The 15,685-nt window shown below is 52.0% G+C and carries 14 protein-coding genes and 2 tRNA genes; 9 read left to right on the forward strand and 7 right to left on the reverse strand.

Going from position 1 to position 15,685, the window contains the following annotated elements:
* Window positions 1-611: 611 nt before the first annotated feature.
* Window positions 612-1,157 (reverse strand): SecY-interacting protein, encoded by a 546-nt coding sequence (gene syd / locus ACTU3N_RS18020; protein ID WP_443087502.1) that lies wholly within the window; start codon window positions 1,155-1,157, stop codon window positions 612-614.
* A 69-nt stretch (window positions 1,158-1,226) separates the two neighbouring features.
* Here syd and queF point away from each other — a divergent pair, with 69 nt between their 5' ends.
* From queF to xni, 5 genes are all read left to right on the forward strand, one after another.
* Complete coding sequence (queF, locus tag ACTU3N_RS18025; RefSeq protein ID WP_443087503.1) at window positions 1,227-2,072, forward strand: NADPH-dependent 7-cyano-7-deazaguanine reductase QueF; 846 nt, start codon at window positions 1,227-1,229, stop codon at window positions 2,070-2,072.
* Window positions 2,073-2,163: 91 nt separating this feature from the next.
* Window positions 2,164-3,528, forward strand: coding sequence for a nucleotide 5'-monophosphate nucleosidase PpnN (gene ppnN, locus ACTU3N_RS18030; protein ID WP_443087504.1), 1,365 nt, complete (start codon window positions 2,164-2,166; stop codon window positions 3,526-3,528).
* 438 nt (window positions 3,529-3,966) lie between these two features.
* A complete protein-coding gene (locus tag ACTU3N_RS18035; protein WP_443087505.1) occupies window positions 3,967-5,265 on the forward strand; it encodes an HAAAP family serine/threonine permease in 1,299 nt (432 codons plus the stop codon).
* Window positions 5,266-5,315: 50 nt separating this feature from the next.
* Entirely contained in the window at window positions 5,316-6,683 is a 1,368-nt protein-coding gene (locus ACTU3N_RS18040) for an L-serine ammonia-lyase (RefSeq protein ID WP_443087506.1), read from the forward strand.
* A 109-nt stretch (window positions 6,684-6,792) separates the two neighbouring features.
* Window positions 6,793-7,545, forward strand: a complete 753-nt coding sequence (xni, locus tag ACTU3N_RS18045; RefSeq protein WP_443087507.1) for a flap endonuclease Xni — start codon at window positions 6,793-6,795, stop codon at window positions 7,543-7,545.
* A gap of 259 nt (window positions 7,546-7,804) precedes the next feature.
* On the opposite strand, the gene ACTU3N_RS18050 is transcribed toward xni, so the two are convergent.
* A tRNA-Asp gene (locus ACTU3N_RS18050) sits at window positions 7,805-7,881 on the reverse strand.
* Window positions 7,882-8,015: 134 nt separating this feature from the next.
* Entirely contained in the window at window positions 8,016-8,750 is a 735-nt protein-coding gene (dnaQ, locus tag ACTU3N_RS18055) for a DNA polymerase III subunit epsilon (RefSeq protein ID WP_443087516.1), read from the reverse strand.
* A gap of 248 nt (window positions 8,751-8,998) precedes the next feature.
* On the opposite strand from dnaQ, the gene rnhA reads away from it, so the two are divergent.
* Window positions 8,999-9,466: a ribonuclease HI gene (rnhA, locus tag ACTU3N_RS18060; protein ID WP_443087508.1), complete on the forward strand. Its 468-nt coding sequence runs from the start codon at window positions 8,999-9,001 to the stop codon at window positions 9,464-9,466.
* On the opposite strand, the gene ACTU3N_RS18065 is transcribed toward rnhA, so the two are convergent.
* Window positions 9,463-10,170, reverse strand: coding sequence for a class I SAM-dependent methyltransferase (locus ACTU3N_RS18065; RefSeq protein ID WP_443087509.1), 708 nt, complete (start codon window positions 10,168-10,170; stop codon window positions 9,463-9,465). The two genes, rnhA and ACTU3N_RS18065, sit on opposite strands and share 4 nt — an antisense overlap.
* Window positions 10,171-10,203: 33 nt before the next feature.
* Between ACTU3N_RS18065 and gloB the strand changes: the two genes are divergently transcribed.
* Both gloB and mltD read left to right on the forward strand, forming a co-directional pair.
* On the forward strand, window positions 10,204-10,959 hold the full coding sequence (gloB, locus tag ACTU3N_RS18070) for a hydroxyacylglutathione hydrolase (protein ID WP_443087510.1): 756 nt from the start codon (window positions 10,204-10,206) through the stop codon (window positions 10,957-10,959).
* A 74-nt stretch (window positions 10,960-11,033) separates the two neighbouring features.
* On the forward strand, window positions 11,034-12,404 hold the full coding sequence (gene mltD / locus ACTU3N_RS18075; protein WP_443087511.1) for a murein transglycosylase D: 1,371 nt from the start codon (window positions 11,034-11,036) through the stop codon (window positions 12,402-12,404).
* A 53-nt stretch (window positions 12,405-12,457) separates the two neighbouring features.
* Here the strand turns inward: mltD and ACTU3N_RS18080 are convergent, their stop codons facing one another.
* A complete protein-coding gene (locus ACTU3N_RS18080; protein ID WP_443087512.1) occupies window positions 12,458-13,252 on the reverse strand; it encodes an endonuclease/exonuclease/phosphatase family protein in 795 nt (264 codons plus the stop codon).
* A gap of 230 nt (window positions 13,253-13,482) precedes the next feature.
* Here ACTU3N_RS18080 and yafC point away from each other — a divergent pair, with 230 nt between their 5' ends.
* A complete protein-coding gene (gene yafC, locus ACTU3N_RS18085; RefSeq protein ID WP_443087513.1) occupies window positions 13,483-14,382 on the forward strand; it encodes a DNA-binding transcriptional regulator YafC in 900 nt (299 codons plus the stop codon).
* 36 nt (window positions 14,383-14,418) lie between these two features.
* Here the strand turns inward: yafC and dkgB are convergent, their stop codons facing one another.
* Together dkgB and ACTU3N_RS18095 are read right to left on the reverse strand one after the other, a co-directional pair.
* On the reverse strand, window positions 14,419-15,225 hold the full coding sequence (gene dkgB / locus ACTU3N_RS18090; protein ID WP_443087514.1) for a 2,5-didehydrogluconate reductase DkgB: 807 nt from the start codon (window positions 15,223-15,225) through the stop codon (window positions 14,419-14,421).
* Window positions 15,226-15,559: 334 nt separating this feature from the next.
* A tRNA-Asp gene (locus ACTU3N_RS18095) sits at window positions 15,560-15,636 on the reverse strand.
* Window positions 15,637-15,685 lie beyond the last annotated feature (49 nt).

Here is a 15,685-nt window from a genome sequence, read left to right on the forward strand (position 1 = left end):
TGGCGCGCAGCATATCAAAGTCCCGAAGAAATAAAAAAGGGAGCACTGCTTGCACAGTGCTCCCGGTTTCGTTTCGCAGCAATCCCGCTACCTATTGTGCTCCCTGCTCATCCGTGACAACTTTTCCTACGGTCTCCTGACCTGTTCATCCTTAAACTGTGCTTCGTGCTCACACCACCCCGATGTGAAATAGCCTCGTCCTTAAAGCGTGTCCTGCGATCGTCCTGATCCGCCGACGTCCCGATCGGCTCACATTCTCCGTCCTGGAGGTGTCCCTTGCGCGACCTTGCGCTATCCACTTTGCTTCGTCCAGAAGCCTTCCTTGCAGCACCTTCCCGGTGAGTCCCTGAAACAACATCGTCCTGATGTACGCTTCGTTGGTGTCAAACTCCGTATCGACTCAAATAGCATTACCTATTCCGGCTCGTCTTACAAGATAACTTAACGCAAATATACTTCTGAATGAAAGCCTAAGGAAAGTCTGTATACAGATTAATCCTATGATTTATATCATTTTGTTACGAAAACACGTAATATCACGATGAGTAACAACCAGGCGATCTCTCACAGGCTTTGTAAGAGATCTCTTACAAGGAAAGTAGCGAAAGGGATTATATTATGGGGTCGAGCTGGCCGAGAAACGTCGCCAGGTCGGGGGCAAGAACGGTACGTTTGCGCGTTCCCAGCGTCTCTTTAATGACTTCGCCGCTCAGGTTACACAGCGAAATAACGTCCAGTTCACTGTTAAGCGTAGCAATAAAAAGCGTTGGCGACAGTTTCAACCGTTTTTGCGTCACCAGATGTCCAATCAGATTTTCCTGCACCCGCAGAAAATCCTCTTCACTCCAGGTTTGCAAAAGCGTCAGCGTCTCTTCGCCGAAGCGGGCGCTCATATCACCGGCAAACTGCGTCGTATAAAAAGCGTGGACCGCAGGTTGTACCACAATGTCCATCGCTTGTTCAATTGGGTTTACATTTTGTTTAAGGGTAAAGGGCTTAGGTTGCCAGACGACATATCCATCCATTGAAGAAATAATACAGGGTGACGGAATACCATAAAGTTCTTCACTTTGCGGCCAGCTACCTCGCTGCTCGTGCCAGGCATCGCAATAACGTGTCGTAAAAGCTTCAAGCGCAAGGGCCGTCTCTTTTTCCACCGATTTCTCTCTTTACTTAAGCCAGGATAAACTCTGTTGCATAGTTTACCTGCAAATTGGCGATGAAACATGTCTTCTTATGATAACCACCAGGCGCTGTCTGGCCTGACGCTTGGCAAAACCACCGACTACCGCGACACTTACGACGCCAGCCTGCTTCAGGGCGTGCCGCGCTCGCTGAACCGCGATCCGCTCGGCCTGCATGCGGAGAATCTGCCTTTTCACGGCGCGGATATCTGGACGCTGTATGAGCTTTCCTGGCTCAATGCCAAAGGGTTGCCGCAGGTGGCGGTGGGTCATGTGTCGCTGGATTATACCAGCGTGAATCTGGTGGAATCGAAAAGTTTTAAGCTCTATCTCAACAGCTTCAACCAGACGCGTTTTACCCATTGGGACGAGGTGCGCAGCACGCTTGAGCGCGATCTCAGCGCCTGTGCCCAGGGTCGCGTGTCAGTCGCGCTTTACCGTGTGGATGAGCTGGAAGGCCAGCCGATCGCCCATTTCCACGGGAAATGTATCGATAATCAGGATATTGAGATCGATAACTACGCGTTCGATGCGGCGCTACTCGAAGACGCCGCCTGCGGCAAAACGGTTGAAGAGACGCTGGTGAGCCATCTGCTGAAATCCAACTGCCTGATTACCCACCAGCCGGACTGGGGCTCGGTGCAGATTCAGTATCGCGGCGCCAAAATCAATGAAGAAAAACTGCTGCGCTACCTGGTCTCATTCCGCCATCATAACGAGTTTCATGAGCAGTGCGTTGAGCGTATTTTTAACGATATTCAGCGCTTCTGCCAGCCGGAAAAACTGAGTGTTTATGCGCGCTACACCCGCCGTGGCGGGCTGGATATTAACCCGTGGCGCAGCAATACGGATTTCGTTCCGGCGACCGGTCGGCTGGTGCGCCAGTAAAACATTCCGCGCGCCGGGTTGTTAAAGGTCATAAGCCAGGGCTATTGTAATCGCAGGGAAGATACATTTTCTCGTCCCGTAAGGAGCTCACTTGATTACACATATTAGCCCGCTTGGCTCAATGGACCTGCTGTCGCAGCTGGAAGTCGATATGCTTAAGCGCACGGCCAGCAGCGATTTGTATCAACTGTTTCGTAATTGCTCGCTCGCCGTACTGAACTCAGGTAGCCTGACAGATAACAGCAAAGAGCTGCTGTCCCGCTATGAAAACTTTGATATTAATGTGTTACGCCGTGAACGCGGCGTAAAACTGGAACTGATTAACCCGCCGGAAGAAGCGTTTGTTGACGGGCGAATTATTCGGTCTTTGCAGGCTAACCTGTTTGCGGTGCTGCGCGATATTCTGTTCGTTAGCGGGCAGATTCATAACGCCGGTCGTTTCCAGCACCTGGATCTGGAAAGCTCCTCGCATATTACTAACCTGGTCTTTTCCATTTTGCGTAATGCCCGCGCCCTGCATGTAGGCGAAGCGCCAAGTATGGTGGTCTGCTGGGGCGGTCACTCCATCAATGAGACGGAATACCTTTATGCACGCCGCGTAGGCACCCAGCTTGGCCTGCGTGAACTGAATATCTGCACCGGCTGCGGGCCGGGCGCGATGGAAGCGCCAATGAAAGGCGCCGCTGTCGGCCATGCGCAGCAGCGCTATAAAGAAGGGCGTTTTATCGGCATGACCGAGCCGTCGATTATCGCGGCCGAACCCCCCAACCCGCTGGTCAATGAACTGGTTATCATGCCGGATATCGAAAAACGCCTCGAAGCCTTCGTCCGTATCGCCCACGGTATCATTATCTTTCCAGGCGGCGTCGGCACAGCGGAAGAGCTGCTGTATCTGCTGGGCATTCTGATGAACCCGGCCAACAGTAATCAGGTGCTGCCGCTTATCCTTACCGGGCCGAAAGAGAGCGCCGACTACTTCCGCGTGCTGGATGAGTTTATTGTGAGCACGCTTGGTGAAGCGGCGCGTCGCTACTACACCATCGTTATCGATAACGCGCCTGAAGTGGCTCGCCTGATGAAAAAGTCGATGCCGCTGGTGAAAGAGAACCGTCGTGAAACGGGCGATGCCTATAGTTTTAACTGGTCTATCCGTATTGCGCCGGATCTTCAGCTGCCGTTCGATCCGACCCATGAAAATATGGCAAACCTGAAGCTTTATCCGGATCAGCCTGTTGAAGTGCTGGCAGCAGATCTACGCCGCGCCTTCTCGGGTATCGTCGCGGGCAACGTGAAAGAAGTGGGCATTCGCGCTATTGAAGCGCGCGGGCCTTATAAAATTCACGGTGACAAAGAGATGATGCGTCGGATGGATGACTTATTGCAGGGTTTTGTCGCCCAGCACCGTATGAAACTTCCCGGTTCTGCCTATATCCCTTGCTACGAAATTTGTGCATGATTCCCCAGGGCGACTTATAAGTTGCCCTTATACTTCTCGACGGTCCCCCTTCTGCGTTCTCAAGATATTCCTGCATTCCAGTTGCCTTTAGTGTTGGTAAATCACTGCTATTTATTTGTTTTACAGAAGCTTTAACGCTTTTCACCCTGCTAACTATGCTCACCTGTATGGCGGGTGGTAGCCTTTGCGAGCATAAATTTTATATGCGGCTGCTTATATAGACAGAAGGTCTAAATATACCCACATAAAAAGTGAATTATTGCATTTGAGATCGGGATCACTGATAGAAACATAACATCAATGTATCTTTCGCGACCTAAAGTTGCGGCCATAAATTATAAAAAAACCGTAATCGACGAGATTTAATTTTACCGCCGACGTTTCAGCTTGCGTGATTAAACTGAAATTTCAGCATTTGCTTCTCCAGGAGATGTAATAATGGAAACAACCCAAACCGCCTCTATTGCCTCGACCCAAAGCCGAAGCTCGTGGCGTAAAACCGATACCATCTGGATGTTAGGCCTTTACGGGACTGCGATTGGCGCAGGTGTGCTGTTCCTGCCGATCAACGCAGGCGTGGGCGGCATGATCCCTCTTATTATCATGGCAATCCTGGCTTTCCCGATGACCTACTTCGCGCACCGCGGCTTGACCCGCTTTGTGCTGTCGGGCAAAAATCCAGGCCAGGACATTACCGAAGTGGTTGAAGAACACTTCGGCACCGGCGCGGGTAAACTCATCACCCTGCTCTATTTCTTCGCTATCTACCCGATCCTGCTGGTATATAGCGTGGCAATTACCAATACCGTCGAAAGCTTTATGTCCCACCAGCTGGGCATGACGCCGCCGCCGCGCGCGATTCTGTCGCTGATCCTGATTGTCGGCATGATGGCCATCGTGCGCTTCGGCGAGCAAATGATTGTCAAAGCGATGAGCGTGCTGGTGTTCCCGTTTGTGATTGCTCTGATGGTGCTGGCGGTTTACCTGATCCCGCAATGGCACGGTGCTGCGCTGGAAACCCTCTCTTTTGAGAGCGCTGCAAACACCGGTAATGGCCTGTGGATGACCCTTTGGCTGGCTATCCCGGTGATGGTGTTCTCTTTTAACCACTCACCGATCATCTCCTCTTTTGCCGTTGCAAAACGTGAAGAGTACGGCAACGAAGCCGAAAGCAAATGCTCCCGCATCCTGGCCTGCGCACATATTATGATGGTGCTGACCGTGATGTTCTTCGTGTTCAGCTGCGTACTGAGCCTCTCTCCGGCAGACCTGGCGGCAGCGAAAGAGCAGAATATCTCGATTCTTTCTTACCTGGCGAACCACTTTAACGCACCGGTTATCGCCTGGATGGCGCCTATCATCGCAATGATCGCCATTACCAAATCTTTCCTCGGCCACTACCTGGGCGCGCGTGAAGGTTTCAACGGTATGGTTATCAAGTCGCTGCGTGGCAAGGGTAAAACCATCGAAATCAACAAGCTGAACCGCATCACCGCGCTGTTTATGCTGCTAACCACCTGGGCGGTTGCCACCTGGAACCCAAGCATTCTGGGGATGATCGAAACCCTGGGCGGCCCGGTTATCGCGATGATCCTGTTCCTGATGCCGATGTACGCCATTGCTAAAGTCCCGGCTATGCGTAAATACAGCGGTCATCTCAGCAACGCGTTTGTTGTCATCATGGGTCTTATCGCTATCTCTGCGATCTTCTACACCCTCTTCACCATGTTCGGTTAATTCTTTTGCGCCGCCTTTAGCGGGCGGCGCGTCCTGATGGATAATGCGTTATGATCAGCGTATTCGACATTTTTAAAATCGGTATTGGCCCCTCCAGCTCACATACCGTCGGCCCGATGAAAGCCGGAAAACAATTCACAGACGATCTGATTGCCCGCGGCATTTTGCATGATGTCACCCGCGTGGTAGTGGACGTTTACGGTTCTCTCTCCCTGACCGGTAAAGGGCACCACACTGATATCGCTATCATTATGGGACTGGCCGGTAATCTGCCGGACAGCGTTGATATTGATGCCATTCCTGGGTTTATTCAGGATGTAAATACCCATAGTCGCCTGATGCTGGCAAACGGCGCACATGAAGTTGAGTTCCCGGTCGATCAGTGCATGAATTTCCACGCGGATAACCTCCCGCTGCACGAAAACGGTATGCGCATTACTGCGCTGGCTGGCGATAAGGTGCTCTATAGCCAAACTTATTACTCCATTGGCGGCGGTTTTATCGTCGACGAGGAACATTTTGGCCAGCTGGCCAGCGAGCCGGTCGTCGTACCTTACCCGTACAAAACCGCCGCCGATTTACAGCGGCACTGCAAGGAAACCGGCCTGTCGCTCTCCGGTTTGATGATGCAAAACGAACTGGCGCTGCACAGCAAAGAGGAGCTGGAACAGCACCTCGCCCGTGTGTGGGAAGTGATGAGTGGCGGTATCGAGCGCGGCACCCATACCGAGGGCGTGCTGCCGGGCAGGCTGCGCGTTCCGCGACGTGCCGCCGCGCTGCGCCGCATGCTGGTCAGTAGCGATAACACCAGCAAAGATCCGATGCAGGTTGTTGACTGGATCAATATGTTTGCTCTGGCGGTTAATGAAGAGAATGCTGCCGGTGGGCGCGTGGTCACCGCACCGACTAACGGCGCTTGTGGCATCGTGCCTGCGGTGCTGGCCTACTACGATAAGTTTATTCGCGAGGTGAATGCGAATTCGCTGGCGCGCTACTTACTGGTCGCCAGCGCGATTGGCTCGCTCTATAAAATGAACGCGTCGATTTCCGGTGCAGAAGTGGGTTGCCAGGGCGAGGTGGGCGTCGCCTGCTCTATGGCCGCCGCAGGACTGGCGGAACTGCTTGGCGGCAGCCCGGCACAGGTCTGCATCGCGGCCGAGATAGCCATGGAGCACAACCTGGGCTTAACCTGCGATCCGGTGGCAGGCCAGGTGCAGGTGCCGTGCATTGAGCGAAACGCGATAGCGTCCGTAAAAGCGGTGAACGCCGCGCGCATGGCGCTGCGCCGTACCAGCGAACCGCGAGTCTGCCTCGATAAAGTTATCGAGACGATGTATGAAACCGGTAAAGATATGAACGCCAAATACCGCGAAACGTCACGCGGTGGGCTGGCGATGAAAATCGTAACCTGCGATTAACGCCCTCAGATGCCTCGTTTTGCGAGGCATCTTCCTGATTTTCCTCCGCCGCGTAGCCTCTCCTTCCCCGCAGTGTTACTCTTAGCGCAAGATTTCAGGGAGGGTATCTGTGGCACATCTTTTAATCGTCGACGCACTTAATCTTATCCGTCGCATTCACGCCGTGCAGGGTTCTCCCTGCGTTGACACCTGTCTGCATGCGCTGGAGCAGCTTATCGTTCACAGCCAGCCGACGCATGCTGTGGCGGTGTTTGACGATGAGGCCCGCGCGCAAGGGTGGCGCCACCAGCTTTTGCCGGATTATAAAGCGGGCCGCCCGCCGATGCCGGAAACACTGCATAATGAGATGCCAGCCCTGCGTGCAGCCTTTGAGCAGCGCGGGATACGCTGTTGGGCGACGCCGGGTAATGAAGCGGACGATCTCGCCGCCACGCTGGCGGTTAAGCTGGCACAGGCCGGGCAGCAGGCCACCATTGTCTCGACGGATAAAGGCTATTGCCAGCTCCTCTCCCCAACCATTCGCATTCGTGATTATTTTCAGAAACGCTGGCTGGACGCCCCCTTTATTGCCCAGGAGTATGGCGTCACGCCACAACAGCTGCCGGACTACTGGGGGCTTGCGGGCATCAGCAGTTCAAAAGTGCCGGGCGTTGCCGGTATAGGCCCGAAAAGCGCGACGCAATTGTTGAATACGTTCCCGACGCTGGAAGCGTTGTATGAAAACCTGCAAGAAGTGCCGGAGAAGTGGCGGCAAAAACTGGAAACCCACAAAACGATGGCTTTCACCTGCCGGGACGTGGCGCGCCTGCAAACCGATCTTCAGCTGGACGGCAATTTACAACAGCTTCGGCTGGCGCGCTAAATCTGGCTGAAAATGCCCGCGCCGTTTCTGTGAATGTTCCGGCGCAGCGGCTTATGCTGCGAGCGGGCTTTTACAGTGCTCTGCTTTGCAGCGCAGCGATTTACCGAACAGGTTCTCGCACCGCTCTCGCGCACGAGCAATGATAAATAACGTGCGAATACACCGGGCGGTTATGGCATGCATGTCAGCGCCGGGATAAATAGTGAAGGGCAGAAACGACGAAAGCCTGAATCATTTCTGACTCAGGCTTTCTGAATAGTGGCGGAACGGACGGGACTCGAACCCGCGACCCCCTGCGTGACAGGCAGGTATTCTAACCGACTGAACTACCGCTCCGCGATCTGTTCCTGTTAGGGAACGAGGCGAATATTACGGATAGAGTCTGGCTCCGTCAACGCTTTTTCTGACATTTTTATGTCGTTTGCTGCAAAAATCACCCATGTTGGGATTTTTCATACAAAACAACTGTTTTACCCGCGCCACAGGCAGCTTCCGCCCTTTTTTTGCACCAGATCGAGCCGCGATTCGTGAGCCGCCAGCTCTTCGTCACTGGCTAAAACAACGCGCAACTGACTCGCTCTACGAACAATGCGCTGAATACCGGTATCCCCCGTCTGTGATTGCCCCTCGCCCTCCATCTGAAATTTTATCGATGTCTGGCCACCGGTCATCATCAGATAAACGTCGGCAAGGATCTGGGCATCGAGCAACGCCCCGTGCAGCGTACGCTTACTGTTATCGATTTCATAACGCGAGCAGAGCGCATCAAGGCTATTGCGCTTGCCGGGGAACATTTTGCGCGCCAGCGCCAGGCTATCAGTCACCTTACAGAAGGTGTCGGTCTTCGGTATACCACGGTTCAGCTTGCTGAACTCATAATCCATAAAGCCGATATCAAACGACGCGTTATGAATAACTAACTCTGCGCCGCGGATATACTCCAGAAATTCATCGGCAATATCGCCAAACACCGGTTTATCCAGCAGGAATTCGTCAGCAATACCGTGAACACCAAACGCTTCCGGGTCCACCAGCCGATCGGGCTTCAGGTAGATGTGGTAGTTGTTGCCGGTCAGACGACGGTTCACCACTTCCACCGCACCAATCTCAATAATCTTATGCCCTTCATAATGAGCACCGATCTGATTCATACCGGTGGTTTCGGTATCGAGGACGATTACTCTGTTCGCATTGTTAGTGTTAATACATCACCTCAAAACACGTTTTAACGTCTCATCGGCCAGACAGAGGGCCATCTGGTTCGTTAGCATGCAGCTATTGTGCAATGATGGTATATAAAATCAAGCCATTCATCCTCGCCCTCAGCACAACAATAAACGCGCATTTTCACCGTTCATTAGCGACGGGAAAACCGCTATGTTATGGATTTGCAGTGCTCACCACGGTCATTTATGTCAGACTTGCCGTTTTAAACACAGGAACTCTACCAGCGATGCTTAAACAGGTAGAAATTTTTACCGACGGCTCTTGCCTCGGCAATCCGGGACCGGGTGGCTATGGGGCGATTTTACGTTACCGCCAGCATGAAAGAACCTTTAGCGCAGGCTATCGCCTGACGACCAATAACCGCATGGAGTTGATGGCCGCCATTGTCGCTCTTGAAGGCCTAAAGGAGCACTGCGAAGTGGTGCTGAGTACCGATAGCCAGTATGTGCGCCAGGGGATCACCCAGTGGATCCATAACTGGAAGAAACGCGGCTGGAAAACCGCCGAAAAAAAACCGGTGAAAAACGTGGATCTCTGGCAGCGTCTCGATAAAGCGCTTAGCCAGCACCAAATCCGTTGGGAATGGGTAAAAGGCCATGCGGGACACCCGGAAAACGAGCGCTGCGACGAACTGGCTCGCGCCGCAGCAATGAACCCAACGCTTGAAGATACGGGCTATCAAGCTGAAAGTTAAGACTGCCGCGTCGCCCCTACGGTCTGACGAACATGCGGCTTGTTGAGGCTCTGTTTCATCGGGTTAAGCGTCAGGGGAATCGTCCTTTTGCGTGCAATAATTAACTGCATGCAGCCGAGCGCAGGCAGGTGCGTGCTCAGTAATTTGCCGCCCTGCTTTGACCAGGGCAGCACGCGAAAGCGGCTATAATGTAACACCTCGAAATTGAGTAGCGACAACCAGTCAAGCTGGCGCATCAGGGTGAACATGCGGCTACGAATAACGGGTGAGCGGCGGACTAAAGGAACGGCCTTACCCAGCCCAAGCAGGCTGATGGGGTTAAAACCGCTCATCACCAGCCAGCCGTCGTCAATCAACACCCTGTCGACCTCCTGCAACAGTCGATGAGGATCGCTGCACCAGGGGAGCGTATGCGCCAGCAGGCAGGCATCAACGGATTTTTCGGCAAACGGCAGGTGCAGCGGGTCAGCTCTGACCTGCAGAGGTGCGCCTGCCAAAGAGACGTTGACCTGATGGGAAATAGCACAGCTTTCAGTTTTGATTCCTGCGCTCAAATTGCCGATTTTAAGTAAATGAAAGCCATATAATTTCGCTAACCACGGCTTTAGCTCTCGCTCCAGCGCCTCGCGATAATATTCGCCTTTGGGTAAATCATCCCATCCCCCGGGTGCTACTAATGTTCGGGAAGTCCTTGCCGGTTTCATCACCACCTTCCGCTACGCTTTGAGAGGTATTTTATGAATCTTAACAGTATTCCCGCATTTACAGATAACTACATCTGGGTTCTGAGTAATGATAACGGGCGCTGCCTGATTGTCGATCCGGGCGAAGCCGCACCAGTACTCAGCGCAATCGAAAAAAAACAGTGGCAGCCTGAGGCTATTTTTCTGACGCATCATCACAACGATCACGTTGGCGGAGTGAAAACACTGCTGCAACATTTCCCTGATCTTGTGGTTTACGGGCCGGCAGAAACACAAGATAAGGGAGCCACGTGTCTGGTTCAGGAAGGCGACATCATTACCGTTCTGGAGCATGAATTTTCAGTTTTCGCGACACCGGGACATACTTTAGGACATATCTGTTTCTACAGTTTTCCTTATCTTTTTTGCGGAGATACGCTCTTTTCCGGAGGCTGTGGCCGACTCTTCGAAGGAACCGCAAAGCAGATGTACCAGTCTTTCGCGAAAATTAATGCCTTGCCAGATGAAACGATTATCTGCTGCGCGCACGAATACACATTAGCAAATATGAAGTTTGCAATCAGCGTTCTTCCGCAAGATAAGGCAATTAAAGAATACTACAGTAAAGTTAATGACTTACGCGGTAAAAATCTGACAACTCTCCCGGTAACACTGCAAAATGAGCGCAGGATAAATTTATTTTTACGTACGGAAGATGATGATTTAATTAGGGTAATCAACAAAGAAACAAATTTGCAACACCCTGAAGAGCGTTTTGCATGGTTAAGGTCAAAGAAAGATAACTTCTGAAATTTGCGGGTTGCCTTTTGTAAACTTCGCCGTTATGATCGCTCGTCTTTTAAGCAACTACTATTGACACACACATGAAGGCACGAGCGATATTATTCGCCTCTGTCCTGCTCGTGGGGTGCCAGGCGTCTAAACACGACGGCACGGTCCAACAGCACGCACAGAGCCTTTCTGCAGCTGGTCAAGGGGAAGCGGGGAAGTTTACAAGTCAGGCACGGTGGATGGATGATGGAACGATCGCCACGCAGGATGACAGTGACTTGTGGACCTTCATAAGCGACGAGCTAAAGATGGGAATTCCGGAAAACAGCCGGATTCGCGAACAAAAACAAAAGTATTTAAAAAATAAGAGCTATCTCCACGATGTAACTTTACGGGCAGAGCCGTATATGTACTGGATAGCAGGGCAAGTGAAAAAACGTAACATGCCCATGGAACTGGTACTACTACCCATAGTGGAGAGCGCTTTTAACCCACACGCAACGTCTGGCGCCAATGCCGCAGGTATCTGGCAGATCATTCCGAGCACCGGGCGCAATTATGGTTTAAAACAGACTCGCAGCTACGATGCGCGTCGTGACGTGGTGGCTTCAACAAAAGCAGCACTCGACATGATGGAGCGTCTTAACCGTATGTTTGATGGCGACTGGTTATTGACTGTCGCTGCTTATAACAGCGGTGAAGGGCGAGTGATGAAGGCAATTAAAGCGAACAAAGCGCGTGGCAAACCCACCGACTTCTGGTCACTTTCTCTGCCGTTAGAGACAAAGCTTTACGTGCCGAAGATGCTGGCTTTGAGCGATATTCTCAAGAACAGCAAGCGGTATGGCGTAAATTTGCCAACGCCGGACGAAAGTCGTGCGCTGGCGCGCGTCAGGTTGAGCAGCCCGGTTGAACTGGAGCAGCTCGCTGAAATGGCGGGTATATCAGTTAGCAAGCTGAAAACCTTTAATGCAGGCGTTAAAGGTTCTACGCTGGGCTCTGTTGGTCCGCAGTACGTTATGGTGCCAAAGAAGCACGCAGAGCAGCTGCGTGAATCGCTGGCTTCTGGCGAAATTGCCGCCGTGCAGCCGACGCTGGTCGCAGCAAACCGCCCGTTGACCAGTAAAAGCTATACGGTTCGCTCAGGCGATACACTCTCTGCAATCGCATCACGTCTTGGCGTGAGCACGAAGGATCTCCAGCAATGGAACAATCTTCGTAGCGCGAAGCTGAAAGTGGGTCAGAGCCTGACCGTTGGCGCTGGCAGCAGCGCGCAGCAGCTGGCGAACAATTCGGATAGCATCACCTATCGCGTACGCAAAGGTGATTCGTTGTCGAGTATCGCGAAACGTCATGGCGTAAACATCAAGGATGTGATGCGCTGGAACGATGATACGGACAACCTCAAGCCTGGCGACCATCTGACGCTTTTCGTCAGCAATAGCGCTACGCCGGACTCCTGATTGCAGGCACAAAAAAAGCACCGTTTCCCCGCGGTGCTTTTTTTGCCTTTTATTTACGCTTTGCCGGGCGTGAACTCTACCAGCAGCGGGTTGTGATCCGATGCGCGGGTCACCAGCACAGAGGCTTCCTGCACGTTTAACCCCCGGTAAAAGACAAAATCCAGCGGGCGACCAAACGCACGTCTGCGGTTGTCGTCCGTAAAACGCACCTGCCTGAGCGACATTTCTCTCGCAAAGCGGTAGAGCGCATTCATTCGCGGACGGCTCCAGGCATTAAAATCCCCCGCCATAATTACCGGCCCCGCATGATGGGCTATCTGGCTGCCAATAGGTAAGAGCTGTTTACTATAAACATCTACCCCCAGGCTGAAATTCACCGCATGCACATTAATGACCATCAGATTGCGCGCGTCAGGCAATGGGTAGACCGTCACCAGCGCTGATTTCGCCAGCCGTAGAATAGGTTCACGCTCGCGCAAAGGGCAGCAATAGACCGGATGCGCTGAAGATAGCGTCATCACGCCTGAGGGGTGTTGAGGCAGCACAAAGGCAGGAACCTGATCGGCAGCAAGGTAGTTAGTGGTTGCAAACCTCACAAGCTCTGGCGTCGTTTGCGCTTCCTGCAATAGAACCAGGTGTGCATCTTTGCCAAAATTTTGCAGTACCGATAGCCACTCGGCGCGCTGCTGTTTGAAAATATTCCATACCAGTACGCGGATTTTTTCCTCACTACTTAGCGGAACCCCTGCCGGCAAGGCCTTACCAATACTCGCGAAAGACCCTGGCGGTAAAATGCGTTCCGCAGGCTGTCCGGCAACATATCGCATGGCATAGGTATTTTTTGGCACTTTCGGTTTCGAACCTCGTTAGTATCCGCTCCCGCCTCGCGGGTGGTTATTCAGTTATAGGGATTTTAGCGCAGACTTTCAACGACCAGTGGGCAGAAAAAGCGGCAGCTTAAGTTAGTGACCACTTGCAAACATTATCAGAAAGCGCCTCACGTGGCGCCAGACGCGGCGACATGGTTAAATAAATGATGTATGAATAATATCGTCAAAATGTTGCTACAGAGGCAATAATGAAAACCACGTCAGAGGAACTCGCGATCTTTGTTGCTGTTGTCGAAAGCGGCAGCTTCAGCAGAGCAGCAGAACGCCTGGGTCAGGCGAACTCGGCCATTAGCCGGGCTGTCAAAAAGCTGGAAAACAAGCTCGGCGTAAATTTGCTCAATCGCACCACGCGCCAGCTCAGTCTGACAGAAGAAGGTGAACGCTATTTCCGCCGCGTGCAAAATATTCTTCAGGAGATGGCCGCTGCAGAAACAGAGGTAATGGAAACAAAATCCACGCCCCGTGGAGCGCTGCGTATTGATGCAGCAACACCTGTGGTACTCCATTTCCTGATGCCGCTGATAAAACCTTTTCGTGAACGCTATCCCGAGATAATTTTATCTCTCGTCTCCAGCGAAACGTTTATCAATCTTATTGAGCGTAAAGTTGATGTGGCGATCCGCGTGGGCAAGCTAACCGACTCAAGTCTGCGCGCGCGTCCCTTATTCAATAGCTATCGTAAAATTATCGCATCGCCAGATTACATTGCACGCTTCGGTGCCCCCACAACGGTGGAAGAACTGAGTGAGCATACCTGTCTCGGTTTTACTGAACCCTTAACGCTTAATACATGGCCGCTGGCTTCTGCCGACGGGCAGCTGTATGAAGCGACGCCAACGCTATCATCCAATAGCGGCGAGACCCTGAAACATTTATGCATGAGCGGCAACGGTATTGCCAGCCTGTCGGATTATATGATTGATAAGGAACTTGCAAGCGGGGAGCTGGTTGAGGTGCTGGCGGATAAGCGGTTACCGCTAGAGATGCCTTTTAGCGCAGTGTATTACAGTGACCGGGCGGTGAGCACGCGTATCCGCGCGTTTATCGATTTTGTTAGCGAGCATGTGCCGCGCGCCGGAAAACAGTAAAAAACGGGAGCCTATGCTCCCGCAGACAAGTCGTGATTACTGATCCCATTTCGGTGCAAGACCTTCGGGGCTGACCAATCGATCATTGCAATCCAGCTTAGCAATTTCTGCCTTATCTTCTGCATCGAGCTTCAGTGACCGGGAAAGCAGGTTGCTCGCCAGGTTTTCACGTTTGGTTGAAGATGGGATCACGGAATACCCCTCGCCCATAGCCCAGGCGAGGATCACCTGTGCTGGCGTTGCAGCGTGTTTTTGTGCAATGCGAGCAATAACCTCATCTTTCAGCGCTTTACCATAAGCCAGCGTCATATAAGAGGTAATATGGATACCGTGCTGTTTAGCCCACTCGACAACCTTGCGATTTTGCAGGTACGGTGAAAGTTCAATCTGGTTAGTCGCGATATTCTCAGCGCCAACAGCGGCGATCGCCTCTTCCATTAATGCAATGGTGAAGTTAGAGATGCCAATCTGGCGCGTCAGCCCTTGCTCTTTCGCCTTCATCAGTTGCTTCATGGATACTTCAACCGGTACAGCAGCCCCAGGTGAAGGCCAGTGGATTAGCGTCAAATCGACATAATCGGTTCCCAATTTTTCCAGGCTTTCTTTCAGGCTTGGGATCAATTTGTCTTCAGAAAGGTTATCCGTCCAAATTTTGGTGGTGATAAACAATTCTTCACGCGGTACGCCACTTTCAGCCAGCGCTTTGCCGATCGCTTCTTCGTTACCATAAATCTGAGCCGTATCAATCACGCGATAGCCTAATTCGAGCGCGTTTTTGACGGAAGCAATCACGGTCTCGTCAGTTAAACGGAAAGTACCAAGACCAAATGCAGGGACTGTCATAAGAATTCCTCTTTGTCATTTTTAACAAGTACGAGGATTATTACGTGTGATTAGAAAGGGAAAAAGGGGCTAAAACGCAGAGGATAATTGCCTGAGAAGCAACAATTCATAAAATTAATGCTTTCATGTTCATCAATACAAAAAGTCTCGTCATACTGTACGTTACACGTACCAGGCATTCTGCCCAGCCAGGTGTGTTCAGAAGCAACATAGCTTTCGTCTTTAATTGCCTGGTCGCCAGAGAGAAAGCCTGTTTATTTCGCCGTATGAATTTTTGAAAACGTACAGACGAAAAAAAACCGTATCTCAAATGAGATACGGTTCTTAAAATAAGTGGCGGAACGGACGGGACTCGAACCCGCGACCCCCTGCGTGACAGGCAGGTATTCTAACCGACTGAACTACCGCTCCACCGAATTTCTTTACAACCACCGGCTTGTTGCACCGGTTTCACTGCTTA

It is taken from the genome of Vagococcus sp. WN89Y (genome assembly GCF_052220145.1).
GTDB lineage: Bacteria > Pseudomonadota > Gammaproteobacteria > Enterobacterales > Enterobacteriaceae > Kosakonia.

Coding starts and splice junctions, on each gene's coding strand:
- gloB (WP_443087510.1), top strand. CDS start 10,204: ATGAATCTTAACAGTATTCCCGCATTTACAGATAACTACATCTGGGTT.
- dkgB (WP_443087514.1), bottom strand. CDS start 15,225: ATGACAGTCCCTGCATTTGGTCTTGGTACTTTCCGTTTAACTGACGAG.
- ACTU3N_RS18065 (WP_443087509.1), bottom strand. CDS start 10,170: ATGAAACCGGCAAGGACTTCCCGAACATTAGTAGCACCCGGGGGATGG.
- ACTU3N_RS18035 (WP_443087505.1), top strand. CDS start 3,967: ATGGAAACAACCCAAACCGCCTCTATTGCCTCGACCCAAAGCCGAAGC.
- yafC (WP_443087513.1), top strand. CDS start 13,483: ATGAAAACCACGTCAGAGGAACTCGCGATCTTTGTTGCTGTTGTCGAA.
- queF (WP_443087503.1), top strand. CDS start 1,227: ATGTCTTCTTATGATAACCACCAGGCGCTGTCTGGCCTGACGCTTGGC.
- ACTU3N_RS18040 (WP_443087506.1), top strand. CDS start 5,316: ATGATCAGCGTATTCGACATTTTTAAAATCGGTATTGGCCCCTCCAGC.
- rnhA (WP_443087508.1), top strand. CDS start 8,999: ATGCTTAAACAGGTAGAAATTTTTACCGACGGCTCTTGCCTCGGCAAT.
- mltD (WP_443087511.1), top strand. CDS start 11,034: ATGAAGGCACGAGCGATATTATTCGCCTCTGTCCTGCTCGTGGGGTGC.